At 34.1% G+C, this 26,928-nt stretch carries 25 protein-coding genes and 1 pseudogene; 21 read left to right on the top strand and 5 right to left on the bottom strand.

The genetic code is table 11. The annotated features are described in order from the left end of the window. The first annotated feature begins 1 nt into the window (after position 1). Positions 2-931 carry an aminoglycoside phosphotransferase family protein gene (locus FH036_RS05835; RefSeq protein WP_139895499.1) on the top strand — a complete coding sequence of 310 codons (930 nt, stop codon included), beginning with the start codon at positions 2-4 and terminating at the stop codon, positions 929-931. A gap of 25 nt (positions 932-956) precedes the next feature. Here FH036_RS05835 and FH036_RS05830 read toward each other — a convergent pair. After that, positions 957-1,274: pseudogene (locus FH036_RS05830) on the bottom strand (S41 family peptidase); the annotation flags it as partial. Between the two features lie 122 nt (positions 1,275-1,396). Next, a complete protein-coding gene (locus FH036_RS05825; protein WP_139895498.1) occupies positions 1,397-2,854 on the bottom strand; it encodes a serine hydrolase in 1,458 nt (485 codons plus the stop codon). 184 nt (positions 2,855-3,038) lie between these two features. Here FH036_RS05825 and FH036_RS05820 point away from each other — a divergent pair, with 184 nt between their 5' ends. The 6 genes from FH036_RS05820 (at position 3,039) to FH036_RS05795 (ending at position 11,041) form a co-directional block, all read left to right on the top strand. After that, positions 3,039-5,621, top strand: coding sequence for an alpha-L-rhamnosidase (locus FH036_RS05820; RefSeq protein ID WP_139895497.1), 2,583 nt, complete (start codon positions 3,039-3,041; stop codon positions 5,619-5,621). 106 nt (positions 5,622-5,727) lie between these two features. After that, positions 5,728-6,684, top strand: coding sequence for a thymidylate synthase (locus FH036_RS05815; RefSeq protein ID WP_044792536.1), 957 nt, complete (start codon positions 5,728-5,730; stop codon positions 6,682-6,684). A 19-nt stretch (positions 6,685-6,703) separates the two neighbouring features. After that, entirely contained in the window at positions 6,704-7,192 is a 489-nt protein-coding gene (locus FH036_RS05810; protein WP_014893782.1) for a dihydrofolate reductase, read from the top strand. 154 nt (positions 7,193-7,346) lie between these two features. Next, on the top strand, positions 7,347-9,332 hold the full coding sequence (gene pbpC, locus FH036_RS05805) for a penicillin-binding protein 3 (RefSeq protein ID WP_139895496.1): 1,986 nt from the start codon (positions 7,347-7,349) through the stop codon (positions 9,330-9,332). Positions 9,333-9,574: 242 nt separating this feature from the next. After that, positions 9,575-10,210 carry an FMN-dependent NADH-azoreductase gene (locus tag FH036_RS05800; protein WP_000170021.1) on the top strand — a complete coding sequence of 212 codons (636 nt, stop codon included), beginning with the start codon at positions 9,575-9,577 and terminating at the stop codon, positions 10,208-10,210. A gap of 111 nt (positions 10,211-10,321) precedes the next feature. Then, a complete protein-coding gene (locus tag FH036_RS05795) occupies positions 10,322-11,041 on the top strand; it encodes a lysophospholipid acyltransferase family protein (RefSeq protein ID WP_139895495.1) in 720 nt (239 codons plus the stop codon). A 41-nt stretch (positions 11,042-11,082) separates the two neighbouring features. Here the strand turns inward: FH036_RS05795 and trhA are convergent, their stop codons facing one another. After that, positions 11,083-11,739, bottom strand: a complete 657-nt coding sequence (trhA, locus tag FH036_RS05790; RefSeq protein ID WP_000136894.1) for a PAQR family membrane homeostasis protein TrhA — start codon at positions 11,737-11,739, stop codon at positions 11,083-11,085. Positions 11,740-12,099: 360 nt separating this feature from the next. On the opposite strand from trhA, the gene FH036_RS05785 reads away from it, so the two are divergent. The 5 genes from FH036_RS05785 (at position 12,100) to tnpB (ending at position 16,314) form a co-directional block, all read left to right on the top strand. After that, a complete protein-coding gene (locus FH036_RS05785; RefSeq protein WP_000492443.1) occupies positions 12,100-12,285 on the top strand; it encodes a twin-arginine translocase TatA/TatE family subunit in 186 nt (61 codons plus the stop codon). A 42-nt stretch (positions 12,286-12,327) separates the two neighbouring features. Beyond that, on the top strand, positions 12,328-13,071 hold the full coding sequence (gene tatC, locus FH036_RS05780; RefSeq protein ID WP_000390139.1) for a twin-arginine translocase subunit TatC: 744 nt from the start codon (positions 12,328-12,330) through the stop codon (positions 13,069-13,071). A gap of 342 nt (positions 13,072-13,413) precedes the next feature. Beyond that, positions 13,414-13,665 carry a DUF2535 family protein gene (locus tag FH036_RS05775; protein ID WP_000629015.1) on the top strand — a complete coding sequence of 84 codons (252 nt, stop codon included), beginning with the start codon at positions 13,414-13,416 and terminating at the stop codon, positions 13,663-13,665. A gap of 152 nt (positions 13,666-13,817) precedes the next feature. Next, a complete protein-coding gene (locus FH036_RS05770; protein ID WP_041184214.1) occupies positions 13,818-14,660 on the top strand; it encodes a DegV family protein in 843 nt (280 codons plus the stop codon). A gap of 526 nt (positions 14,661-15,186) precedes the next feature. Next, positions 15,187-16,314 carry an IS200/IS605 family element RNA-guided endonuclease TnpB gene (tnpB, locus tag FH036_RS05765; RefSeq protein WP_139895494.1) on the top strand — a complete coding sequence of 376 codons (1,128 nt, stop codon included), beginning with the start codon at positions 15,187-15,189 and terminating at the stop codon, positions 16,312-16,314. A gap of 236 nt (positions 16,315-16,550) precedes the next feature. Here the strand turns inward: tnpB and FH036_RS05755 are convergent, their stop codons facing one another. Continuing rightward, on the bottom strand, positions 16,551-17,525 hold the full coding sequence (locus tag FH036_RS05755; RefSeq protein WP_044790705.1) for an MBL fold metallo-hydrolase: 975 nt from the start codon (positions 17,523-17,525) through the stop codon (positions 16,551-16,553). 334 nt (positions 17,526-17,859) lie between these two features. Between FH036_RS05755 and FH036_RS05750 the strand changes: the two genes are divergently transcribed. Next, on the top strand, positions 17,860-18,447 hold the full coding sequence (locus FH036_RS05750; RefSeq protein ID WP_000833353.1) for an SCO family protein: 588 nt from the start codon (positions 17,860-17,862) through the stop codon (positions 18,445-18,447). 38 nt (positions 18,448-18,485) lie between these two features. Here the strand turns inward: FH036_RS05750 and FH036_RS05745 are convergent, their stop codons facing one another. Beyond that, on the bottom strand, positions 18,486-18,947 hold the full coding sequence (locus FH036_RS05745; protein WP_001288082.1) for an Hsp20/alpha crystallin family protein: 462 nt from the start codon (positions 18,945-18,947) through the stop codon (positions 18,486-18,488). A gap of 217 nt (positions 18,948-19,164) precedes the next feature. On the opposite strand from FH036_RS05745, the gene asnB reads away from it, so the two are divergent. The 8 genes from asnB to FH036_RS05705 all read left to right on the top strand — a co-directional run bounded on the left by asnB (position 19,165) and on the right by FH036_RS05705 (position 26,738). Next, positions 19,165-21,066 carry an asparagine synthase (glutamine-hydrolyzing) gene (gene asnB / locus FH036_RS05740; protein WP_000333816.1) on the top strand — a complete coding sequence of 634 codons (1,902 nt, stop codon included), beginning with the start codon at positions 19,165-19,167 and terminating at the stop codon, positions 21,064-21,066. 93 nt (positions 21,067-21,159) lie between these two features. Next, a complete protein-coding gene (locus tag FH036_RS05735) occupies positions 21,160-21,519 on the top strand; it encodes a GNAT family N-acetyltransferase (protein ID WP_044790704.1) in 360 nt (119 codons plus the stop codon). A gap of 48 nt (positions 21,520-21,567) precedes the next feature. After that, the gene (locus FH036_RS05730) at positions 21,568-21,897 is read left to right on the top strand and encodes a hypothetical protein (protein ID WP_044790703.1); all 330 of its coding nucleotides are present in this window, start codon (positions 21,568-21,570) and stop codon (positions 21,895-21,897) included. A 385-nt stretch (positions 21,898-22,282) separates the two neighbouring features. Beyond that, positions 22,283-23,131, top strand: a complete 849-nt coding sequence (locus FH036_RS05725) for a phosphatase PAP2 family protein (protein ID WP_044790702.1) — start codon at positions 22,283-22,285, stop codon at positions 23,129-23,131. A gap of 144 nt (positions 23,132-23,275) precedes the next feature. Beyond that, complete coding sequence (locus tag FH036_RS05720; RefSeq protein ID WP_044790701.1) at positions 23,276-24,241, top strand: ABC transporter substrate-binding protein; 966 nt, start codon at positions 23,276-23,278, stop codon at positions 24,239-24,241. Between the two features lie 126 nt (positions 24,242-24,367). After that, the gene (gene dat / locus FH036_RS05715; RefSeq protein WP_000648366.1) at positions 24,368-25,243 is read left to right on the top strand and encodes a D-amino-acid transaminase; all 876 of its coding nucleotides are present in this window, start codon (positions 24,368-24,370) and stop codon (positions 25,241-25,243) included. Between the two features lie 98 nt (positions 25,244-25,341). After that, the gene (locus FH036_RS05710) at positions 25,342-25,989 is read left to right on the top strand and encodes a nitroreductase family protein (protein ID WP_001105300.1); all 648 of its coding nucleotides are present in this window, start codon (positions 25,342-25,344) and stop codon (positions 25,987-25,989) included. 260 nt (positions 25,990-26,249) lie between these two features. After that, positions 26,250-26,738 (top strand): hypothetical protein, encoded by a 489-nt coding sequence (locus FH036_RS05705; RefSeq protein ID WP_000713490.1) that lies wholly within the window; start codon positions 26,250-26,252, stop codon positions 26,736-26,738. The last annotated feature ends 190 nt before the right edge of the window (positions 26,739-26,928 follow it).

Genomic DNA, 26,928 nt, shown 5'->3' with positions numbered 1-26,928 from the left:
CATGAAAACAATTGCAACATGGCAAAACAATATACAAATAGTAAAAGATGCAGCGAATATTGAAGAAATTTCTAAAGGTTTCTCACCTGATAGGAAATATATAGTTACGACAATTAATAATGAAAAATATATGGTACGGATTGGCGATGTACAAGAGTATGAAAGAAGGAAAATAGAGTTTCAAATTTTAAATGAAATGGTAAAACGTAACGTAAAGGTGCAAAGGCCGATTGAAATAGGTATATTGGAAGAAGAAGGTGTATATAGTATTTTCTCATATATAGAGGGGGAAGATGCGAAAAAGTTGTTGCCTACATATACGCCAAAAGAACAATATGAGATTGGTATAGAGGCAGGGAAAGATTTAGCAAAAATGCATACATATGAAGCTCCTGAGGATATTCTTCCATGGTATGAAAGAGCAATGAAAAAACATCAAAAATATGTAGAGGCATATAAAACGTGCGGAATAAAAATAAAAAATGATGATAAAATCATTAAGTTTATCGATGAAAATGAAATATACTTAAAGAATCGCCCAAATCGATTTCAACACGATGATTTTCATTTAGAAAATATAATTGTACGGGATGGGAAATATGTAGGTGTTGTTGATTTTAATGGTTATGATTGGGGCGATCCACTTCATGATTTCGTAAAAATTGCACTATTTGCAAGAGACATTAGTATTCCGTATTCAATCGGACAAATAGAAGGATACTTTAATGGTATAATACCAAAGGAGTTTTGGAAATTATATGCGGTGTACGTAGGTATGACAGTTTTCTCATCAGTTGTCTGGTCATTACGAGCAGCACCGCATATGTTAGATGATACGTTAGAACGCCTTACTATCGTTTTAGAAGATCATAAAAACTTTGAGTTATTAAAGCCAATTTGGTTTCAACCAGAAAAGATTGATATGAAATAGAAAAGGTAGGTGTGATTCACACCTACCTATTATTTTTTACCATTCTTCGTTTTGAAGTAGTTGTAACATATAAGCGGTCTTCGTATCTTTTCACTTGGAAGCCAACACTGTTAAGAGGTTGATTGTTAGAGTTCATTTTGAAAAACATATGATTATCTTTAAAGTCTAGTAAGTAATCACTTACAATTTCAGTGAAGTGAACAGGTGTCAGTTTACCTTGTTTCTCTAATTTCTCGATTGTTTGTAAATAAGTAGTAGGATCATCCCATCCTTTTTTATCAATACAACCGGAATAATCGTGATGAGTAATCGAAACAACTTCTTTAAAAATTTCTGTGTACATAGCTTTTCCTCCAGATAATTTAATTAGATAAATAATAGAATTCGGTATCCTTTATGTATTATCCTTTTTGCATAGAGAAAAGGGGAATAGAGGGAAGAGTTATCGTCCCTCTATTAAAATATTTATTTTGTTTTCTTAAATACAAGTGGCTGAGTACTAAGTGTAGCTGGCACATGTAACTGAAGGGATGGAAATTCACCACTCACACTCATTTCATAAGCGAATAATAAACTCATTTTCATTTGGAATAAGTCAACTTTTGCAGAGAAGATGTCGTAATGATGATGTGTTAATTGAATGTCCATTTCCATGAATTGCACAAATAATGAATCATCACGCTTGTATACTTGTAATGTTCCGTATGCAGGATGTTCGAAAGTACCAGTATAATCCTCTAATTTGTGAGAAGGTGTAGTCCCTTTAATTTGTTCTGGAATGGATTCAGTTGCTTCTTTCATCATTTCCTTCATTTTTTCAGTATCTTCTACAGCACGTTTATGCCAATCAATGGATTCTAATTCAAGTAGTTCGTCATAAATTTGATTAGCTAGATAAGTAGGCAGTAATGTGCCTCCAGCATTCGTTAAAATGACAAGGCCGATGTTTTCTGTTGGTATGAAAGAAACAAGCGCTGAAAATCCATCAATATTACCACCATGATGAATCACCTTATTACCACGATAAGCGCTTATAAACCAACCAAGGCCGTAACTATTTAATGGAGATTCAGGAAGTGATAAAACTGGTTGATCTGGAATTGAATTGTGTGGTGTATACATTTGTTGTAATAATTCAGAGGAGATTAATTCGTGATCTCCAAATTTTCCATTGTTTAAGTGAAGAAGTACCCAATTTGCCATATCTTCAATTGTAGAATTAATACATCCAGCAGCACCGACTGTATCGATGTTGCGGAATGGAACTTCTTTTATTTCACCATCATTTTCAATGTAAGGTAAAGCATAGTCTTCTGTCGTTTGTGAATCGGTAACAGAGAAGTTTGTATGTCTCATATTTAAAGGTTCTAAAATATGTTCTGTAGCGTATTGCTCCCACGTTTGATTTGTGATGTTTTCTACAATATAGCTAATTGTCGCATACATTAAGTTGTTATATAGAAATGAAGTCCGAAACGGTGCATCAAGTGGTAAATGCTTTATTTTTTCAACGAGATCTTTTCGAGATAAGGAAGAGCTATACCAAAGAGCCTCATGGCGGCTTACGCCAGTTCGATGAGAGGCTAAATCTCGTCCGGTAACTTGTGAGCTAGCAAGTAGTTCAGATAAAGAGAAGTTTTGTATATAAGACTGGACAGGAGCATCCCAATTAAACTTTTTTTGCTGCGCTAATAAGCTTAATGAAAGTGTGCCAAAAGCTTTCGTTGAGGAACCGATTGCAAACAAAGTACGCGGTGTAACAGGGGCTTTTGTCTCTAAATTACGATAGCCGAAACCTTCTGAAATAATCATTTCACCGTCTTTTATAATAGCTACAGCAGCTCCAGGCACGTTTAAATCCTTCATCATTTTTTCAACCGTTGTTTGTAAAGAAGTCATAACAGGCGTTTCAATTTTAGACATACTTCAAACCTCCAAATATAAATTTTGTTCTACCGCACTATACTTTCGGTAATAGAAAATGAAAACCTTTTTAATTATGGAAAGTTAATAATTTTGTAAGGATGAATAAAATTATTATTTATTTAGAATTTTATTTTTATTATAATTAATTTAAATTAAAATTTAGAAAAGACGGTGAAGAAGTGTGCTAACAATAAAGAAATTGCTCTGTAATAATAAAAATAATCCGATAGGTATAGATACGCAAGTTGTTAAAATTAGTTGGCAACTCGAGTCGAGTAACCGAAATGTAAAACAACTTGCGTATCAATTGCAGGTTGCGAAGGATAGAGGGTTTAAAACTATAGTATTTGATTCGCAGAAGGTAGAGACAGATCAAAGTTTATATATACCAATCAATTCGTTTTCATATAGTACGGAAACATGCTATTTTTATCGAGTGAAGGCATGGGATAATCATGAAGAAGAGTCAGCTTGGTCAGAAGTAGCATTTTGGGAGACTGGATTACAAGGGCAAGGTAACTGGAGCGGAAAATGGATTGCTGCGAAAAAAGAGCGCACGCAAGTTATGTCTTTTCATAAAAGCTTTTCTATTAAAAAATTAGTTAAAAAAGCACGTTTATATATCACAAGTTTAGGGTTATACGAGTCTTCTATAAATGGTGAACGTATTGGAAATTGTTATTTTACACCTGGATGGACAAGTTATGATAAAAGGGTATTGTATCAAACATATGATATAACCCCTGTATTAAATATTGGGCATAATGATATTTCTACTTTGGTTGGTAACGGCTGGTATAAAGGGCCGATTACTATGCAGCATGTACGTAATTATTACGGGAAAAGACGTGCGATAATTGCTCAAATACATATAACATATGAAGATGGAACGAAAGAAAAAATTGTAACAGATGAATCATGGAAAGTAACTCCAAGCCCTATTTTGTACTCAGAAATTTATGAAGGTGAAGTATACGATGCTAGGCTTGAGGAAAGTGGGCAAGTGCTAGAAGATGTTGAAATAATTGAGTATTCCAAACAAATAATTGTTGCACAAGAAAATAAAGCGATTCGCAAAATGAAAATAATAAAACCAATTGCTATTTCAAAACTATCAAATCATGAATGGCTTATTGATATGGGACAAAATATGGTAGGATGGATGCGTTTTACAGTCCATCATGTTTATATTGGACAAAAGATTGAATTGCATCATGCTGAAATATTGAATAAAGACGGTAGCTTTTATACTGGGAATCTCCGCAAGGCAAAACAAAAAATAGTGTATATAGCAAAAGGAGGAGAGGAGGAAACGTTTGAACCTCATTTTACATATCAAGGCTTTAGGTATGTGAAAATAAGTGGATTAACTCAGCCACCTCAAATAGCAGATTTTGAAGGGATTGTATTACATACTGACATGGAAAAAGCGTCAGAATTTGAAACGTCCAATCCATTAATCAATCAACTTCATCATAATGTGGAATGGTCTCAAAGAGGGAACTTTTTTGATGTGCCAACAGATTGTCCGCAGCGGGACGATCGACTCGGATGGACTGGAGATGCACAAATGTTCATTGGAACAGCTACACAAATTATGGATGTACAATTGTTCTTTAAAAAGTGGCTCCAAGATTTATCATTAGATCAAAATGTGAATGGAGCTGTGCCCTTAGTTATTCCAGATGCATTTGGGAAAAGAGCGGATTTTGATTTACATACTTCTGGCGGTTGGGGCGATGCAGCAATTATTTGTCCATGGGTTCACTATTTACATTACGGAGATGTATCCATTTTAAAAGAGCAATATGACAGTATGAAGAAGTATATAGATTACATACGTTCACAAGGTGAAAATGAGTATTTATGGGATACAGGCTATCATTTAGGGGATTGGCTCGCATTAGATACGAAACCTGATGTATATGAAGGCGGAACAGACAAGCATTTTATTGCGACAGCTTATTACGCGTATTCTACATCGCTTTTACGAAAGGTTGCTGAGATTTTAGGTGAAAATACAGATGCTAAGTTTTATGCTGAGCTACATGGAAATATTGTTCAAGCGTTTCAAAATGAATTCGTTACACCGAATGGTAGGTTAATTTCAAATACCCAAACAGCCCACATATTAGTACTTCTTTTTGAACTAGTGAAAGATAATGTAAAGGAGAAAGTATTTAATCGATTAATTGAGCTTTTAAAAGCAAATAAAAATCATTTAACAACAGGTTTTATAGGAACACCGTATTTAAATTTAATATTAAGCAAGTTTAACCGTTATGACCTTGCTTGTAAGCTTCTATTTCATGAAGATTATCCATCATGGTTATACCAAGTGAAACGAGGTGCCACAACGATTTGGGAACATTGGGATGGTGTGAAAGAGGATGGAACCCTTTGGAATGATAGTATGAATTCTTACAATCATTATGCATATGGCTCTATCGTTGAGTGGATATACCGTTATATTGTTGGATTAGAAGTGGATGAAGCCAAACCTGCATATAAACATTTTTATGTACAACCACATTTTGATTCAAATTTAGAATGGATTAAAGTGAAACGTGAAACAGCTTATGGAGAAATTAAGATTGAGTGGCGTTTAGAAATGGAACGAGCATCTTTACATGTATATGTACCACCTAATACGAGTGCTACATTACGGATAGACGAAATGAATTGGAAAGCAGAGCATAATATTGAAAGAGATTTAGGGTCAGGTGATTATAAATTTACATTTTGTAAAAATATAAAGCAGTAGAATTCTGTTAATATAGAAATATTTTTTATTGATTATGATGATTAAATTTACTGTTTTTCATGGTATGATAAATTCCATATAAGATTGAAAGAAGGTTTTTCTACATATGAAACATGCTGAAAATGAATACTTAAATTTATGCCGCCATGTAATGGAGCATGGTACGAAGAAAGAAGACCGTACAGGGACAGGCACTGTATCTGTATTTGGATATCAAATGCGTTTTGATTTAAGTAAAGGTTTTCCTTTATTAACGACAAAGAGAGTGCCGTTTCGCCTTGTAGCAAGTGAATTGCTTTGGTTTATGAAAGGTGATACAAATATTCGTTATTTATTGCAGCATAATAATAACATTTGGAATGAATGGGCATTTAAGAGTTGGGTAGAAAGTGACGAGTATACGGGTCCTGACATGACTGATTTCGGTCTTCGCTCACAACAAGATGAGGAATTTAAGATTCAGTACGATGAGCAAATGGAATTGTTTAAAAAGAACGTTTTAGAAGATGATGATTTCTCAAATAAATATGGTTATTTAGGAGACGTATACGGTAAGCAGTGGCGTGCCTGGAAAACGACAGCTGGTGAGACGCTTGACCAATTAAAAGATGTAATTGAAATGATTAAAAAAACACCAGATTCGCGTCGCCTAATTGTTTCTGCTTGGAATCCTGAAGATGTACCAAGTATGGCATTACCACCTTGTCATACGTTATTCCAATTTTATGTAGCAGATGGCAAACTTTCTTGTCAGCTATATCAAAGAAGTGGTGACATATTCCTTGGAATTCCATTTAACATTGCAAGTTACTCACTGCTGACACATTTAATTGCACATGAATGCGGACTTGAAGTGGGAGAATTTGTTCATACAATTGGAGATGCACACATTTATACGAATCATTTTGAGCAAGTAGAAAAGCAATTGGCACGTGAACCACGTCCATTCCCGAAACTTACATTAAATCCAGATGTGAAATCTGTGTTTGATTTTGAAATGGAAGACTTAACGATTGAAGGATATGATCCACACCCAGCAATTAAAGCACCGGTTGCAGTGTAATTGTAGAGGAGATGAAAAGATGATAGTTTCATTTATGGTCGCAATGGACGAAAATCGAGTAATTGGTAAAGATAATAATTTGCCTTGGCGTTTACCGAGTGAATTACAATATGTAAAGAAAACAACGATGGGTCATTCGCTTATTATGGGAAGAAAAAACTATGAAGCGATTGGTAGACCACTGCCTGGAAGACGTAATATTATTGTAACTCGTAATGAAGGGTATCATGTTGAAGGCTGTGAAGTAGCACATTCTGTAGAAGAAGTGTTTGAGCTATGCAAAAATGAAGAAGAGATTTTTATTTTTGGCGGAGCGCAAATTTATGATCTCTTTTTACCTTATGTAGATAAGTTATATATAACAAAAATCCATCATGCATTTGAAGGAGATACATTCTTTCCAGAAATGGATATGACAAATTGGAAAGAAATTTTTGTTGAAAAAGGTTTAACGGATGAAAAAAATCCGTATACGTACTATTATCATGTATATGAAAAGCAACAATAATAAAAAGATTGATGTGAATATTCGCATCAATCTTTTTATTTGTATCCATTAATATAGGTTTATAGATGAGATTCGATAGTGCTATAATGAATGGTAGCATGTAAAAATGCTAAAATTTTCAAGAGTATTAAGATAGAAAGAGGAGGAGAATCGATTGAGAAAAATATGGGGGATTCTTTTTCTTTGCTTAACATTCATGTTAGTCGGATGTGGTAAAGAAGAAAAACCACAAGAAGCATTTGATACATATGCAAAAGCATGGAATAAACAAAAATTTGCAGAAATGTATGATCAATTATCAGAAAAGGCAAAAAAAGATATTTCAAAGAAAGAATTCACTGAGAAATATGAAAAAATTTATTCTGGCATTGAAGTGAAAGACTTAAAAGTAGAAGCAGGAGAAGTAAAAGAAGATAAAAAAGATGAAGGTCCTGTTCCTTTTAAAGTAAGCATGGATACTGTTGGTGGTAAAATCAATTTTGCCCATGAAGCAAAAATGGTGAAAGAAAAGGATGGAGATAAAGAATCTTGGAAAATAGATTGGACTCCTGATTTTATATTCCCAGGTATGACGAAAGATAGTAAAGTGCGTATGCAAACGACGCAGCCGAAGCGCGGAGAAATATATGACCGTAACGGTAAATATCTTGCGGTAAATGGTAAAGCTTCTGAAATCGGATTGATTCCTGAAAAATTAGGGGATGCAGCTCCGCAAACGAAAGAAACGGTAGCAAAGTTGCTAAATATGTCTGTCGAAGAAATTGATCAAAAACTAGCAGCGAAATGGGTAAAACCAAATTACCTTGTACCAATTGGAATATTGCCTGAAGGAGCAACTCAAAATACGTACATAGATTTACCAGGTGTTGCAACAAAGCCAGTCAATGTTCGTTCATATCCATTAGGAGAAGAAGCAGCACATCTTACTGGCTATATTGGAAAAGTGAATGCTGAAGATTTAAAAACGCTACAAAAGAAAGGCTATCAAGCAGATGATCCAGTAGGTAAAGCTGGTTTAGAGCAAGTACTGGAAGAAAAGTTACGCGGTAAAAAAGGCGGTCGTGTCTTCATAGAAGATGCACAAGGAAAAGAAATTAAAAATTTAGCAAAAACAGATGCTGTTGATGGAGAAAATGTAACTTTAACGATTGACAGTGCAGTTCAAAGCGAAATTTATAATGAAATGAAAAATGAGGTAGGATCAAGTGCAGCAATTAATCCAAAGACTGGAGAAACACTTGCACTTGTGAGCACACCAGCTTATAACCCAAATACCCTTACAAGAGGGGCGTCAAAAGCGCAACGTGATGCGGTAAATAATGATCCGAAAAAACCGATGACGAATCGATTTACACAATTATCAGTTCCAGGATCTGTATTTAAGCCGATTACAGCTGCAATCGGTCTTGAAACGAAAACAATTGATCCAAAAGAAGAGTTAAAAATTGAAGGATTAAAATGGACAAAAGATTCTTCTTGGGGTAATTATTATGTAACTCGTGTAAAAGATGCAAATCCGATTGATTTTGATAAGGCGATGAAATACTCGGATAATATTTATTTCGCACAAGAAGCTTTGAAAATCGGAAAAGACAAATTTATGAGTGAAGCGAAAAAATTTGGATTCGATGAGAAATTACCAATTGAATATGGATTCCCAGCTTCTAAAATCGCAAATGATAGTATTAAAAATGATATTCAAATGGCAGACACAGGTTATGGACAAGGCCAAGTATTAATGACACCACTCCATCTAGCATTAACGTACGCACCAATTGTTAATGATGGAAACATACCTTCTCCATACATTATTAAAACAGATAAGCAGCCAAAAGTTTGGAAAGAGAATGTCATTTCAAAAGGTAATCAGGATATATTAAAAACTGCTATGACGAAAGTAATTAATGATCCAGATGGTACTGGGAAAATTGCTAAAATTGATGGCATGACTCTTGCTGGAAAAACAGGTACAGCGGAATTAAAAGTATCAAAAGAGGCTGAAGGAAAAGAACTAGGCTGGTTCGCTGCATTTGATTTAAATTCACCAGATATGGTTATTACTATGATGATTGAAGATGTAAAAGGTAGAGGCGGAAGTAATATTCCAGCTGAAAAAGTAAAACATGTATTTCAAAAATAATATGTAATAAAAGGTTAGCTCTATAATTTGTAGAGCTAACCTTTTTCTATGAAAGAATTCTTAATATCTATATACTGAATTTTAAGGAAACAAAATAAATCATTAACTTACGAAAAAAAAGTAGCTATTTTTTATTGACATCGAATGAAACTTTTTGTATTATACTTACATAAGGTAAGTTATTTACTTTAAAATTATAAATCTCAAATTAAAGATAAAATGTAGAAAAGGGAGAGAATACAATGACAAAAGTACTATTTATTACAGCAAATCCAAATTCAGCAGAAGGTTCTTTCGGAATGGCAGTAGGGGAAGCATTCATCGAAGCTTATAAAAACGAACATCCACAAGATGAAGTTGTAACAATTGATTTATTCAATACTACAGTACCAGCAATCGATGCAGATGTATTCGCTGCTTGGGGTAAATTTGCAGCAGGTGAAGGATTTGAAGCTTTAACTGAAGCTCAACAACAAAAAGTTGCAGCAATGAACACAAACTTAGAAACATTTATGAATGCAGATCGTTATGTATTTGTAACTCCAATGTGGAACTTTAGCTACCCACCAGTAGTAAAAGCATACTTAGACAACGTAGCAATCGCAGGTAAAACATTCAAATATACTGAAAATGGTCCAGTTGGCTTGTTAGAAGGTAAAAAAGCACTTCACATTCAAGCAACAGGTGGCGTATATTCTGAAGGAGCATACGCAGCTGTAGACTTCGGACGCAATCACTTAAAAACTGTATTAGGATTTGTCGGTGTAAATGATACTGAATATATTGCAGTTGAAGGTATGAATGCAAACCCTGAAAAAGCACAAGAAATTAAAGAAGCAGCAATTGCTAATGCTCGTGAATTAGCAAAACGTTTCTAATATATCATACTTAAAAATGTCCAAACACTTGTTGTTTGGACATTTTTTCTTCTTTTTCCTTCGTTTGTCTAGTATAATGAAGGTCGGAATGATAATAGGTGGGGGTTCTGTATGATTCAAACGTTTTTTAAAATCTTTTATTTAATTTTAATCGTAATTGCGATTACACCGAGAATGTGGCGTCTTAAAAGACAAGTAAATACGATGTCGCCACAAAAAAAAGATAATGCTGTGTACAAAACGACAAATTGGTTTGGTAAGAAAATGGTACGTGTAGCTGGAGGAACAGTAGAAGTTAAAGGACTTGAAAATGTTCCGAAAGATAAGCCGGTACTAGTTGTAAGTAATCACCAGAGTAATATGGATATCCCTGTTTTACTAGGTTATTTAAATAAACCAATTGGCTTCGTTTCAAAGGCAGAGATTAAAAAATTCCCAGTTGTACCAACTTGGATGGAACTTATGAATTGTGTATTTATGGATCGTAGCGATCGTCGCCAGTCACTTCAAGCGATTAAAGATGGGATTGAACTATTGAAGAATGGACATTCTATCGTAATTTTCCCTGAAGGAACGAGAAGTAAGGGTGGCGAAATTGGAGAGTTTAAGGCTGGGAGTTTTCATCTTGCTGTAAAATCTGGTGTAGCAATCTTACCTGTAACATTAGATGGGACATATAAAATGTTTGAAGCAAATGGAAATCGTATGAAGCGAGCTCGTGCAACAGTAACAATTTCTAAGCCGATTACACCTGAAGAGTATGCGACTATGGATATTAAAGAGTTAACGAAGTATACACAGGATGTTATCGCATCACAATTACATAAGTAATAAAAAAGGTTTCAGCTTACATTAAGCTGAAACCTTTTTTATTATGCTGTAGGTAAGACGTAAAAGAGTACGCAGAAGAACATCATCGCACTACCACCTAATACGAAAAGATGCCAAATGGCATGGTTGAAAGGTAACTTTTCCCAAAGGAAGAATATAGCTCCTACAGAATATAAAATTCCGCCTGCTAAAAGGAGTGAAAAACCATGTCCAGTTAGATTTTCATAAAGTGGTTTAATAGCAACGATTATGAGCCATCCCATTATGATATAACATAGCGTCGATGCCTTAATAAAGCGACGTACAAAGAAAATTTTGAAGATGATACCCCCGATTGCTAGTGTCCATATAATTGCGAGTAACGTCCAACCTAATGGTCCACGAAGCGTAATAAGTAAAAAAGGAGTATATGTGCCAGCGATTAATAAATAAATGGCTGAGTGATCTAGTATAGTAAATAATTTTTCTACTTTTGGATGGTGAATGCTATGTAACAATGTCGAAAACAAGTACAGTAAGAACATGCTTACACCGTAAACCGTAAATGCAACAACAGCAGATGCGGTACCATGTTTAGAGGCATGAATAATCAATATGATTAAGGCAGGGATGCTTAAAATGGCACCGATACCATGTGTAATTGCATTTGCAATTTCTTCTTTCACAAATTGTGTCATTCGTGTCATTTTTTCAGTCATAATGGTAATCCTTTCTATTATTATAAAGTGAAACTTTAATCAGTGGGGGGCATCCCCCACTGATTATTAGTTGAATCAATCGGGCTTTTACGGGCAGCCCACCCCCCACGTAACTTCTTTGCTTGCACTGAATTTTAAGGTGATGGTTCTTACTACCCGTTAAAGCGGGATAAAATAATATGTCTTTTCCCTTACCATATCATACACAAGAGCAATAGAAAATGAAATTTGTATAATTGATTATATTTTTGAATTTTTTTGACAAAAGGTAATGGTTTTGTTGACGTTTTCAAACTTTTTTGACAAAATAAAATTATGCAATAGTAGGACAAGGAATCTACTAATAAAGGGGATGGAGAAATGTTTTCAAATATTGGCTTTCCAGGATTAATTTTAATTTTAGTAGCTGTACTTATTTTATTTGGGCCGAAAAAATTGCCGGAAATCGGAAAGGCTTTAGGGGAAACGTTAAAAGAATTTAAAAAATCAACGAAAGAATTGACTGATGATGCATTTCAAGAGAAGGAAAAGAAAGAAAAAATGTAATGAATTTTCTTCGAAATGGATAAATAAAGTGTGGTGAACGAGATGGAAGATCGGGAAATGAGTGTAGTAGAACATATAGTTGAGCTTCGCAAACGAGTAATATATACCGTGTTATCCTTTGTACTATTTTTAATTGTTGGGTTTACTTTTACGAAGGATATTTATTTTTGGCTTGTAAAAGATTTACCAATGAAATTAACTGTTCTCGGTCCAAGTGATGTATTGTGGATTTTTTTCTCGATTGCTACAGTATTTGCTATCGTTTGTACAATTCCTTTTGCTGCTATACAAATTTGGTTATTTGTAAAACCGGGTTTACATCCAAATGAACAAAAGATGACGTTAATGTATATACCGGTATTGTCTATATTATTTATTGCAGGTTTATGCTTTGGATATTTCGTTGTAATGCCGTTTTTATTTCATTTTTTAACTACGATAGGTAATGAAATGTTTAATACGATGTTTACGACAGAAAAGTATTTTCATTTTGTTCTTAATTTAACAGTTCCATTTGCTGTAATTTTTGAATTGCCAGTAGTAGTAATGTTTTTAACGAGTATTGGACTATTGACGGCGGAATTTCTAATAAAAATAAGAAGGTATGCTTACGTAGCATTGATTATCATTGCATCGTGTATATCACCGCCAGATTTTTTATCACATAGTTTAGTTGCGGTACCGCTTATTTGTATTTATGAAATTAGTATCGCTTTATCAAAGATTGTTAGTAAGCGAAAAAAGAAAAGAGAAGAAGAAATTCAGTCGAAAAGTGCCTCGTTATAAAGGCACTTTTTTTATTTATTTGTTATACTCTAGTTATAAACGTATACAATATAGAGAAGAAAAAAATTATAGAATCTCCAAAATTTAGACAAACTTTGCGCTTTTATAAGTTTATACTGAATATATTAAGCAATATACGGATAACGAGTCCTTATCTTATTAGGAATTTAGGGTGGGGGATGGATTAGGTGAAGATGAATAGAGTATAAATCTTCTAACCATAAGGACTACAGAGATTGTCTAAGGATACTTTTGTATTCATAGGAGTCGCCACTTTAAACAACGTGTTACAGCGTAAAGTAGAAGAAGTTCAAAAATCCAATGAAAAAGAGGATTGATATTGTGATTACGAAAAGTTTTTATTTCACTCATTCAACAGGGGAGTGTATTAAAATATTTGAAATCCCTGTCCTACAAGCGCAGCATCCATTATCGTTTCTAATACAGTCTCGTCTTCAATTATTTATTGCAAAAATTCAAAAACAAAAGCACCCAAGATTTTCGTATTCTTTCCGTGAATATTTACAAAATTGTTTGAAGTGGAATGATTATTTAAATGTATATAAAACAAATACTCTTGAAAAAAATGCATAATATAGAGTGGGGACAGGGTTAAGAGCTCTGTCTTTTTCATTTTAGATATAAAAATATAATTAATTTAATGAAATTTCGTTTCAAATTGTTGAAAGCAATGGGAATACTAGTATAATAACAAGGAGAGCGTATTGGAAAGGGAAGAATATAATATGCAAAAAATTAAAATTGTAACAGATTCAACGGCAGATTTATCACAAGAGGTAATTGAGAAGTATGACATCCATGTTCTACCATTATCAATCTCTGTAAATGGACAAACATATTTAGATCGCGTTGATCTACAACCAGATGAATTTATTGAAGAAATGATTAAATCAGAGGAACTACCAAAAACATCACAACCAGCAATGGGTACATTTGTAGAAATGTATGACAAGTTAGGGGAAGATGGAAGTGAAGTACTTTCCATTCATATGACAAGTGGAATGAGTGGTACTGTGGCAACTGCAAATAGTGCTGCATCAATGACCGACACAAAAGTAACAGTTGTTGATTCGCAATTTATTACACATGCTTTAGCATATCAAGTAGTTGAAGCTGCGAAAATGGCAAATGAAGGACGCTCACTAGAAGAAATTTTAAAACGTGTAGATGAAGTAAGGAAGAATACTCGATTATATGTAGTAGTAGATACATTAGAAAACTTAGTGAAGGGTGGGCGTATCGGTAAAGGAAAAGCGTTTATCGGTTCGCTACTTAATATAAAGCCAATTGCTAGCCTTGAAGAGGGTGTTTATAACCCTGTAACGAAAGTGCGTAGCCAAGGTCAAATTGTAAAAACGTTAGCTAAGTTATTTGAGGAAGATACAGCTGGAAAAGTTGTAAAAGCTGTGGCAATTCCGCATGCGAAAGCAATTCCTTTAGCTGAAAATGTAAAAGCGGCTGTTGAAAAAGTAAGTGGATTTGCTAAATCAGAAATTTTCTTTACAACGCCTATTATTAGTACTCATACAGGTCCGGGTGCAATCGGATTTATGTATTTAGCAGAATAATAAAAAAGCTACTTGAAATGAATTTTCAAGTAGCTTTTTTATGCTGCTATTTGCGGACAGTAGGACTCCCTACATAAAGAAAAGAAGTTACGCAGGAGATGTCCGATTGATGTGGGCTAATAATCAGTGGGGGATGAAGCCAAGCCCTCACTGATTAAAGCTTCACTTTATCATTTCCCGACAGAAAACTCCCACCTCAAGGAATGGGTAGGACGTGTTCCAATGAGTAGGTGGGAGCTGAATGACGGTTAGGCAACAGCCTAAAGGTTCTTTTTGGTGAAGAATCAGTATAAGGTACCGGTATCGTAATCAGTTCGTTCCTATAGAAAGAAAATGTTATAGCTCAGAGGAATTTTTACATCTACGAAATTGTTTCATTTGTATTTTTTTGAAAGGGACAGAGGACTTTCGACAAAAAAGAAGAAATAATACGTGATCAGTATTATTTGGTTATATCATGATATCGTTCCCACGTATATCATGAAAAAGATTGTAAACAAATAAAAAGGAAGTGAGGTGAAAAGCGGTGCTTATCCATAAAGCGTATCAGTTTCGGATCTATCCTAGTTTAGAACAAAAAATAGCTATTACGAAAACAATTGGTTGTTCACGATTTGTATTTAACTACTTTTTGGAAAAGTGGAATGATAGGTATAAAGAAACAGGAAAAGGGTTATCCTATGGCACTTGTTCTTCGCAATTACCTATTCTCAAAAAAGAATTTGTATGGCTAAAAGAAGTGGACAGTATCGCTCTTCAATCTTCTCTTCACAACCTAGCTGACTCGTATGCAAGATTCTTCAAAAAACAAAACAAAGCACCTCGGTTTAAATCGAAAAACAATAAAGTCCAATCCTATACAACGAAACATACAAATGGAAACATTGCGATTATAGATAATAAATTGAAGTTACCGAAACTTGGTTTTGTCAAATTTGTCAAAAGTCGTGAGATAGAAGGACAAATTTTGAGTGCTACTGTCAGAAGGAATCCAAGTGGAAAATATTTTGTCTCGATTCTTGCTGAAGCAGAAGTACAAGAATTGCCGAAGACCGATTCCACTGTTGGTATAGATGTTGGGGTGAAAAACTTTGCTATTCTTTCAACGGGTGAGGTATTCGGTAATCCAAAATGGTCTCGGGTATTAGAAAAGAAACTCGCTCATGCCCAGCGTATTCTATCTAGACGTACAAAAGGCGGAGCGAATTGGAATAAACAGCGAATGAAAGTCGCTCGTATTCATGAACGAATCAAAAATGCAAGAACGGATTACTTGCAAAAACTCTCTACAAGGATCATCAAAAACCACGATGTGATTGGGATAGAAGATTTGCAAGTATCGAATATGTTACAGAATCACAAACTAGCGAAATCGATTCAAGAAGTATCATGGGCACAATTCAAAGCGATGTTGTTGTATAAGGCAAGCTGGTATGGGAAAAAAGTGATTGTGGTGTCAAAAACATTCGCTAGTTCCCAAACCTGTTCGCATTGCGACTACAAAAATAAAGATGTGAAAAGCCTAAACCTGCGTGAATGGAAGTGTCCTTCTTGTGGTATGTATCATGATAGAGATGTGAATGCAGCGGAAAATCTGAGAAAAGAGGCCATAAGGCTGCTAACCGTAGGGATTACGGGGATTGCCTACTCATAAAACTGAGGGATACCTTAGTGTTCGTAGGAATCCCCCACTTCAAACAGCTCGTTAGAGTGTTAAGTGGGGGTAGTTCAAGTGAATAGAAAGTAAGAAATAAGAAGGGCTATACATGCGCTACCGCTAATAATATAGCGAGTCTGTAAATATTCATTCATAAAAAAACACCTACTGATTAAAGTTTCACTTTATGATTTTCTATAGTATATGTTGAATATAGAAAATAAGTAGTTATGTTATACATGTAACGTTTCGCTTTTTTCATTTACTTGTTTATCATTTGTTACGCTATTATAAGTGAAAGTTTGACCTAAAAAGAGTACATGCAGTTGTTCCCACGGTAACATACGTAAATTCCAATTATTTCGAAGCCTTGTTATTGCCTCGCGAGGTGTTTCATCAGCGAGTGCAAAAGCTCCGTAATGCATTGGTATAAAGTGTGTAGCATTTAAATCTAAATAAGCTTGCACTGCTTCTTCAGGTGAAACGTGAGATATTTTCATAAACCATTCTGGTTCATAAGCTCCAATTGGCATAAGGGCAATATCAATTGAAAAGCGTTTGCCAATTTCTTTGAAACCTTGGAAATAGCCACTGTCTCCACAAAAATAAATGGTTTCCTCCACATTGTCATTTTTAATAATCCATCCACCCCAGTGAGATGTGTTCATATCAAATAATGATCTTCTCGTCCAGTGCTGAGCAGGTACGAAGTGAAAGGAAACATCATCAATAGTCGTACTTTCCCACCATTTATACTCTTCTACATTGTTGAATTTTTTACGAGTAAATAATTTTTTTAGCCCAATGGGTACTAAGTATAATACGTCATCATTAAGTTGGCGAAGTGTTGAAAAATCTAAATGATCATAATGACCATGTGAAATGAGGACAATATCAATTTTAGGTAGTTCTTGTATAGAAAGACCAGGTTCAGTAAGTCTTGAGACTAGCTTCAATTTATTGGCCCATACTGGATCCGTTAATATATTAAGTCCATTCGTTTGGATAAGAAAAGTAGAATGCCCAATCCATGTGACAGTCGTTTTTTCAATATTACTTTGCAAAAATGCACTTTGTTTAACGGGTGATTGTTCTACTAAGAAAGAAAAATCTTTTTTGTTTTGCTTTCGTTCTTTACGCCAGCGTATAAAAGAGCGAATTGATTTTTTTGTACTCACATTATCCATATTTTCATAGCGCTTTGCCATGAACATCACCTCATTTAAAATCGTTGTAATTGTATTGTACCGAAATGTTGTTAAGGAATACAGTGTATAACATGGATGAATGTTTAAATAATTGTAAAAAAACAGGAAGATGCATTTACAAAAATAACAATAAAATTAGTTTTGCGACGATTATTTAGAGAAATAATAGTAAAAAAATTATTTTGTCTAGTAATTCGCTTGAAATAAAGAAGTAACATACGTAAATTCGTACGATTTCGTGAACAAATGTAGTAAACAATTTTCTCGTAGTGTTAACTTTTGTTATGATAAACATAACCTATTTAAATTTAGGATAGAGAAAAGAGGTTTATAAATGAAGCGTTATCAAAAAGTAATTGGTCTTATGGTTGTATTTTGTCTCTTTGTACTTGCTGGATGTAGTGGATCAGGTTCAAAGCTTCGTAAACCATTGAATTGGGATTTAGAAACTTTCCAATTTACGAATCAAGATGGAAAGCCATTTGGTACAAAAGATTTAAAAGGGAAAGTTTGGGTTGCAGATTTTATGTTCACAAACTGTCAAACAGTTTGTCCGCCAATGACTGCTAATATGGCGAAATTACAGAAAATGGCAAAGGAAGAGAAGTTAGATGTTCAGTTTGTATCATTTAGCGTAGATCCTGACCTTGATAAGCCAGAAAACTTGAAAGCTTTCATTCAAAAGTTTACAGAAGATACAAGTAACTGGAACCTGTTAACAGGTTATTCGTTAGAAGATATTACAAAGTTTTCAAAAGATAATTTCCAATCACTTGTAGATAAACCTGAAAATGGTCAAGTGATACATGGTACGTCATTTTATTTAATTGATCAAAACGGAAAAGTAATGAAAAAGTACAGTGGTATTAGTAATACGCCGTATGAGGACATTATACGTGATATGAAGCGATTAGCAGAATAAAAAGAAGGGTGCAGATTAAAGCACCCTTCTTTTTTACATTAATCTATGGATAAAATGTCATGTTGCTGTGGAAGTTTTGGAGCCCGAATTTCTAACACGCCATTTTGATACGAAGCTTTTGCTGCTTTTTTATTAATGGAGTACGGTAATTTAATTAATCTGGATGCTTCTGAAATAGAACGTTCTCGGCGATAATAGTTATGGGATGTTTGCTCTTCTTCTTCCAGTATCTCTTCTTTTACAGAGACTTTTAAGTATTCATTTTGTATTTCAATTTGAATTTGTTCTTTTTGTATACCTGGTAGTTCAGCTGTAACAACGAGTTCTTCACCAACTTCATATAAATCTACAGGGAATGTTAATAAACGATTTCCTTTTTGGAAAAAATGATTTAAATCAGCAATTACATTGCGAAGTGGTGTTTGCTCGAAGAAATCATCAATTTGCTTTAAATAATTGCGAACCGGTGGGCGAGAAGAGTCTTTTTTTTCTTCACTCATGGTATTCCCTCCTAGAAATCAATTTGCAATATCATATGACAAAAGCGGAGAAAGGTGATTGCCTAATTTTCATGTTTTCATAAAAAATTGTTAAAAATGTGAAATGGAGTGATTTTTTTATAGTTTTTGGTCGCCATATTCAGTTGATTATGCTAGTATAAATAGGGTTGATATAGTAGTATAGAGACAGAATGAAAACTGAAAGAGGGTAAGAAGTATGTGTGGTTTTGTAGGATGTTTATGTGAAAACCCTAGAGAGTTTTCAGAAACAGAAAAACATCAATTTGAAAATATGAACACGATGATTTTCCACCGTGGTCCAGATGACGAAGGATATTTTCGTGATGAGCATGTACAATTTGGCTTCCGCCGTTTAAGTATCATTGACTTAGAGGCAGGACATCAGCCGCTAACTTATGAAAATGATCGATATGTAATTATTTTTAATGGTGAAATTTACAACTATGTAGAATTACGTGAAATGTTACTTGAAAAAGGTGCAACGTTTGCAACGCAATCTGATACAGAAGTTATCATTGCATTGTATGCACATATGAAAGAAAAATGTGTAGACTACCTTCGTGGTATGTTTGCATTTATGATTTGGGATCGTGAAGAAAAGAAACTTTTCGGTGCACGTGACCACTTCGGTATTAAACCTTTATACATCGCACAACAAGGTGATACTACATTCTTCGCATCTGAGAAGAAAAGTATTATGCATGTGATGGAAGATAAAGGCGTTAACCCAACGTCATTACAACATTACTTTACGTACCAATATGGTCCAGAGCCAGAAACATTAACAATTGATGTTAATAAAATCGAACCTGGTCATTATTTCGTAAAAGAAATCGGTAAAGAGATGGAAATCCATCGCTACTGGAAACCTTATTTCAATGCTTCAAGTGCAACGAAAGAGGAGCATATCCAGGCAATTCGTGATGTGTTATATGATTCAGTAAAAGTGCATATGCGCAGTGATGTACCAGTAGGTTCATTCTTATCTGGTGGTATCGATTCATCTATCATCGCTTCTATCGCAAGAGAAATGAATCCAAATCTTTTAACATTCTCTGTTGGTTTTGAGCAACGTGGTTTCAGTGAAGTTGATGTTGCGAAAGAAACTGCTGAGAAATTAGGTGTTAAAAACCATAACGTATTCATTTCAGCGAAAGAGTTTATGGATGAATTCCCAAAAATCATTTGGCATATGGATGATCCTTTAGCAGATCCAGCAGCTGTACCGTTGTACTTCGTTGCAAAAGAAGCACGTAAGCATGTAACAGTTGTTCTTTCAGGCGAAGGTGCAGACGAGCTATTTGGTGGTTATAACATTTATCGTGAGCCAAACTCACTGAAAATGTTCTCTTACATTCCTAGCCCAGGTAAGAGCGTTCTAAAAGCACTAAGTGGTGCTCTTAAAGAAGGATTTAAAGGAAAGAGCTTCCTAGAGCGTGGATGTACGCCAATTGAAGAGCGTTACTATGGAAACGCGAAAATCTTCCGTGAAGAAGAGAAAGCTGAATTAATGAAGTATTACAATGAAAGTGTTAACTATATGGATATCACGAAACCATTGTATAACGAAATTAAAGATTATGATGATGTAAGCAAAATGCAGTACATTGACATGTTCACATGGTTACGCGGTGACATTTTATTAAAAGCTGATAAAATGACAATGGCAAACTCATTAGAACTTCGTGTACCGTTCTTAGATAAAGAAGTATTCGATGTTGCATCTAAAATTCCAACTGAATTTAAGATTGCTAACGGAACTACGAAAGCTATTTTACGTGAAGCAGCACGCGGAATCGTTCCAGATCACGTATTAGATCGTAAAAAACTTGGATTCCCAGTACCAATTCGTCACTGGTTAAAAGACGAAATGCATGATTGGGCTATCAATATTATAAACGAGAGTAAGACAGAGCATTTAATCGACAAACAGTATGTATTAAACTTACTGGAAGCACATTGTGCAGATAAAGGCGATTATAGCCGTAAAATTTGGACTGTACTTGCGTTTATGGTATGGCATCAAATTTATGTTGAGCATAAATACGATACGAATAAGTTCCACGAAGAAACGAAACGTGCGTATAGCTTAGTTTAATTAGAAAAACCTTAAGATCGCATACGGTCTTAAGGTTTTTTTCATAAATAGGACGTATTATTGATACAATAATAGTAAAAGGATGGACAACATATGATTACGTTTGAAAAAGTAACTGTAGAAAATGAAAACGTTGTGAAAGAAATGTTTCGCTCACATAGTTTAACTGAGAATCAAGTACAGTATTGTGTGAAGGTTGATGATACATATATCGGTGTAATAGACTATAATGTACAAGAGGAGACTGCGATTTTATCTCAGTTAATTATTCACTTTGACTATCAAAGTTATGGTTATGGGACAAATACGTATTTCACATTTGAAATGATGATGAAAGAAAGAAATGTGAAAGAGATAAAGGTATTACAAACGGAATTAACAGAACAAGCGAAATCTTTCATAGAGAGCTTTGGATTTAATGTGGAAGACGGAATATATGTGAAGAAAATATAGCGATGAGTAGTTATGTGGGATAAAAATAAGGCAGGTGGATGTATGACGATGACTTCTGGTCTTGTATTAATTGGAGGGTGTTTTTTAGTAGCGGAGCTAAGCCATATGTTTATTCGAAAAAGAATAAATAAGAAGAGAAAGCCGTATGAATTACAATATGCTCCAGTGTTTTTCCTTTTGTTTTGTATGCTACTTACATTACAAAGCATAACGAACTTTTCACCGCTTTTAAATGTTTTTTTAAAGTTCGGTTTGCTGTATAGTACCACTGGAATAGCCCTTTTATTTCTTTTATTTTGCATACGTTATATTCACTATCAATCGTATATATTTATATTAAATTGGTTAAAGCAAAATGATAGAAACCGCCTTACTTAAGGGCGGTTTTTTTATTTGTAATTAGAGTGATTTTGTATATAAAGCCCAAAAATCATTGGAAATCTATAAAAATGATTGGATGTTTTAACATATTATCTATTATTAGTATGTGGTACTATATGTTCTTAACATGTAAAGTAAGTAGGTGTATAAATTTGAAATGTTAATCAACTAGTTTATCCCACTTTAATGGGCAGTAAGAACCCCACCTCAAAATTCAGCGAAAGCAAAGAAGTTAGATGGGGATCGGGCTGCCCATTAAAGTCCGATTGGTGAGGGCTAATAATCAGTGGGGGATGAAGAAAACCCCCACTGATTAAAGTTTCACTTTATATGAAGTGCTGAAAAATAGCAGAATTAAATTTTAGGGAGGTATCGTGTTTGTATGTTTAATATTGATATGTTATTTCTTGAATGGATGATCAGTCTGGAGGGAAGTGTACTTACAGCATTTTTTAAACTTGTATCTATTATTGCAAATGAAACATTATATTTAATTGTTATTTCAATTTCGTATTGGTGCGTTTCTAAAAGAAAAGCATTTCATATGATTGTTATGCTTTGTTTCTCTGGATATATAGGGATAGTGATAAAAGAATTTATGAAAATTCCGCGACCGTATACATACGACGGAATTCAATCTTTATATGAAAAATCAGCTGCAAGTTATTCTTTCCCAAGTACACACGTGCAGTTAGCAACAACGTTTTGGGGTTCATTCATGATTTTATGTAAAAAGAGAATCATTTGGATCATTGGTATTGTTTTTATTATATTAGTTGCTATTTCTCGTCTATATTTACGTGTACATTGGCTCAGTGATATAATAGGTGCCGTTTTATTTAGTGTCATAGTTGTTTATTTATATACGAAGGTAACAATGGGATTAAGTGATAGGAAATTTATATTGTTACAACGAATTATATTGGCTGTTTCACTCATTATGTATGTTATGACAAGCCAAGTAGATAATCTTAAATTACTAGGAGTTTTGACAGGTTCTACGATTGGTATCATGTTAGAGAATCATTTTATTAATATGAATGAAAGTAATGATTTTAAAATGCAAGTGGTAAAAACAGTATTGGGCCTAAGTATCATGCTAATAATGCAGTTTATACTAAAAAAAGTAATACCTGATATGTATTATTTACGTTATGCAGTGACTGGAATTACAATTACTTTCTTATGTCCATTTATTTTTCATATGTTACGATTAAAAAAATTTGAGTAGCAAATAGGCACAAAAATATTTTGAATAAAAATGAGGGTGTAATTATATATATTGAAAAAGTTTTCTGATATATCTATTGACAATGTATGAGATATACATTAACCTTTAAGTGTAAATGATAATCAATTTCATCCAGGAGGGCTTATGACACGCACTAAAAATATTCTTATACTTTGCGTTATGTTACTAATGGTCGTAATCGCAGGGTGCGGTAAAGAAGAAGAGAAGAAAGATAAAGATACATCAGTAAAGGCAAAAGGTTCTTATAGTATAAAGCATGCAATGGGAGAAACGACAGTAAATGGTACGCCAAAAAGAGTTGTGGTTTTAACAAATGAGGGCGCTGAGGCACTTTTATCTGTTGGAGTAACGCCGGTTGGAACGACGAAACCACGAGCTGGTGATGAATGGTATCCTCATTTAGCGAAAGAGTTAAAAAATACGAAAGTAGTAGGAACTGAGCGTGACATTAATTTAGAAGCAGTAATGAAGCTTCAGCCGGATTTAATTATCGGAAATAAAATGCGTCACGAAAAAATATACGAGCAATTAAAAGAAATCGCGCCAACAGTATATGCTGAAACATTACGCGGTGATTGGAAAGAAAACTTTACACTTTATACGAAAGCTGTAAATAAAGAAAGAGAAGGGCAAAATGCTCTTAATGATTATAAAAAGCGTATTGCGGGAATAAAAGAAAAATTAGGTGATAAAGTTAACTCTAAAGTTTCTATTATTCGTTTCGTCCCTGGTGACGTTCGTATTTATCAAAAAAATTCATTCTCAGGTGTTGTATTAAATGATATTGGATTTAAAAGACCACCATTACAAGATAAAGATGAATTTGCAATTAAAGGAATTACAAAAGAGCAAATTCCAAATATGGACGGGGATTATTTATTCTATTTCACATCTGATAAAGACGCGGATAAGAATAATGAAGGAAATACATTAGCAAAAGAATGGACAGAAGATCCACTATTTAAACAACTGCAGGCTTCTAAAGATAATAAAGTATTCCAAGTAGATGAAGTGATTTGGAATACAGCAGGTGGTATTGTAGCTGCAAATCTTATGTTAGATGATATTGAAAAATATTTTCTGAAGTAAATAAAAAGTGCATCACCTTAAATAGGTGATGCACTTTTTATTTTGTTAAAATACAGAAAATTCCTTCTTTTGATCGTGCATAAGTTGTACAATTAAAACAATCATGTAATAAAGGAGTGGGAATAAATGAAAGCTACTCATAAAGATTGGATTTTATTTAACGGAAGAATTGTAAATACGAAGGAAGAACAGCCAATGATTCCATTAGAGGAGAGAGGCTTTCAATTTGGTGATGGTATATACGAGGTATTCAGACTATATGATGGGAAGCCACATTTATTAGATTTACATTTAGAACGATTCTTTCATTCTATGGAAGAAATAAAATTAATTCCACCGTTTACTAAGGAAGAGTTAGTGGAAGAGTTATATCAAATGATTGAAAAAAATAAATTTCAAGAAGATGGGAATGTATATTTGCAAATATCAAGAGGGGCTCAAGCGCGTAATCATGTATATGAGTCAAATATGCAACCAACATATTTTGCAAACATTGTTTCTTTTCCACGACCAATTGCTTCTATGGAACGAGGAATAAAAGTTACTGTAGAAGAGGATATACGCTGGAAGTTCTGTCATATAAAATCCTTAAACCTGCTACCTAATATTATGATCAAAAATAAAATAAACGAACAAGGCTATCAAGAAGCGATATTAGTACGAGATGGAATTGTAACGGAAGGGTGTCATTCAAATTTCTTTATGGTGAAAAATAATAAATTGATTACACATCCGGCTGACAATTTCATTCTACACGGCATTACACGTCACTACGTTATTACATTAGCGAAAGAGTTACATATTGAAGTAGAAGAAAGAGAATTTCCACTTCAAGAAGTGTATGAGGCCGATGAATGCTTCTTCACAGCGACACCACTTGAAATATTCCCAGTCGTTCAAATTGGTGACGAGCAGTTCGGGAACGGGGAAAGAGGACCGATCACAAAGAAACTCCAAGTTGCATATGAAGAAAGTATTCGTTTGTTTAAAGTTACGAACTAATATTGAAGAAAAAAGCTGGTATTACTCCAGCTTTTTTTCATGATATAATTCAAACATAGGACAAGATTTGAAAACGCTGTAAAAAGGGGATTTAATGTATGAATTATGAAGATTTTAAAGAAGTAATTCACGGTAGACGAAGTGTTAGAAAGTTCACAGAACAAGAAGTATCCACTAGTGATATAAAAGAAATTATTGATTGTGCTCGTTATGCACCGAGTGATACGAACTCACAAACTTGGGAGTTCTTGGTCATTATGAACCGAGAGAAAATTAAAGAAATTGAACAAATGACATGGGATGCATTACATAAACTTGCGGCAAAAGCGGCAGAAAACGGAGAAGAGAAAGCAGGGAAATTACTTACACGTTCTTTTGGACCATATGCAACAGCTTTCTCGGAGGCACCAGTATTAATCGTATGTTTGGCAACGCCATATGAATCAAAGTTTCGTGAAAAAATATTTGATCCGATTGCTTTTGTTCCAGATTCAGTTTGGGAAGAAGAAGGAATTAAGAGCAGCTGTTTAGCGGCACAAAACTTAATGTTAGCTGCACATGCGAAGGGGCTTGGTACATGCCCAATGACAGGACCGGTATTGTTAGCTCAAGATGAACTACGACAATATTTACAAATTGAGCCTGAAAAACAAATAAATATGGTTATTTCACTCGGTTTTCCGAAAGATAAGCCGAAGAAACTTCCAAGAAAAGAAGTGGATGAGATTACAACATTTGTTTTTTAAAGCCGAAAATAAAAAGACATTGAATGAAACAATGTCTTTTTATTTTGGATAGGTATGTAATTAATCCATTAGGCTAAAATGATAGATAAGAGGGAATTACTATTTATTTCATAAAAAAAATTAATGTTCTATTAAGGAAAGTATGATACATTAATCGTGAGCAAGATTCTAGTTGTTCATGAAAGTGTTGAAAGTAGTCTTAAAATTTAAAAGTTATTTTTGTATAATAAATTATAATGAAATGACAGGGGGGATGAATTTTGAAAAAATTCATAATCACTGGATTGTCTGTATTGTTATTAGTTGGTTGCGGTGCTCCAAAGGAAAAAGAGGGTACACAATCAAAGCCTGAAGAACAAGTCGTAAACGCAAGTAATGAGAATATAGTTGTATTTCCGGAAGGCGTAATGCCAATTGGAGAAGGAAAAGTAAAAGTTATTACACCAGACGGTACTTCTGAGAATGGTAATATACCAGCTGTATTCATTAAAAAGGATACTTTAATTCAACACGTTGAATTAGAGCTCTCTAATTTTCAAAATGATAAAGAAACATTCGTATTTGTAGATCGAGTGTTTGCAGATAAATATCAAGTAACTAGTACAACACAGACAACAGTACAATTAAAAGAAAAGACGCTTGAAACAGGTAGTCATACGATTACGGCAGTTCAGTATGAAAACAATGATCCGAAAGGAAAGGTTATTAGTTTTAATCAAGCAACATTTGAAACAAAACCAGCGTCATAAGAAGAATAAAAAGTACATTACTCAAAAAGTAGTGTACTTTTTTGTTTATACTAGAGGTTGTAATAGTGAATCACTTGTTTCGTTTTCTAATATGATTAAATTAGGAAGAGACCACTTGTTACTACTATGACAGAAAAAGCGGTTGAAGAGGTGAACTGGTGTATTTGTATCTTCTTGATTAATATGATGA

It is taken from the genome of Bacillus sp. CD3-5, from assembly GCF_006349665.1.
Lineage (GTDB): Bacteria > Bacillota > Bacilli > Bacillales > Bacillaceae_G > Bacillus_A > Bacillus_A paranthracis.
The sequence above is the reverse complement of the archived record's forward strand: the minus strand, read 5'-3'. Positions and strand labels throughout refer to the sequence as shown.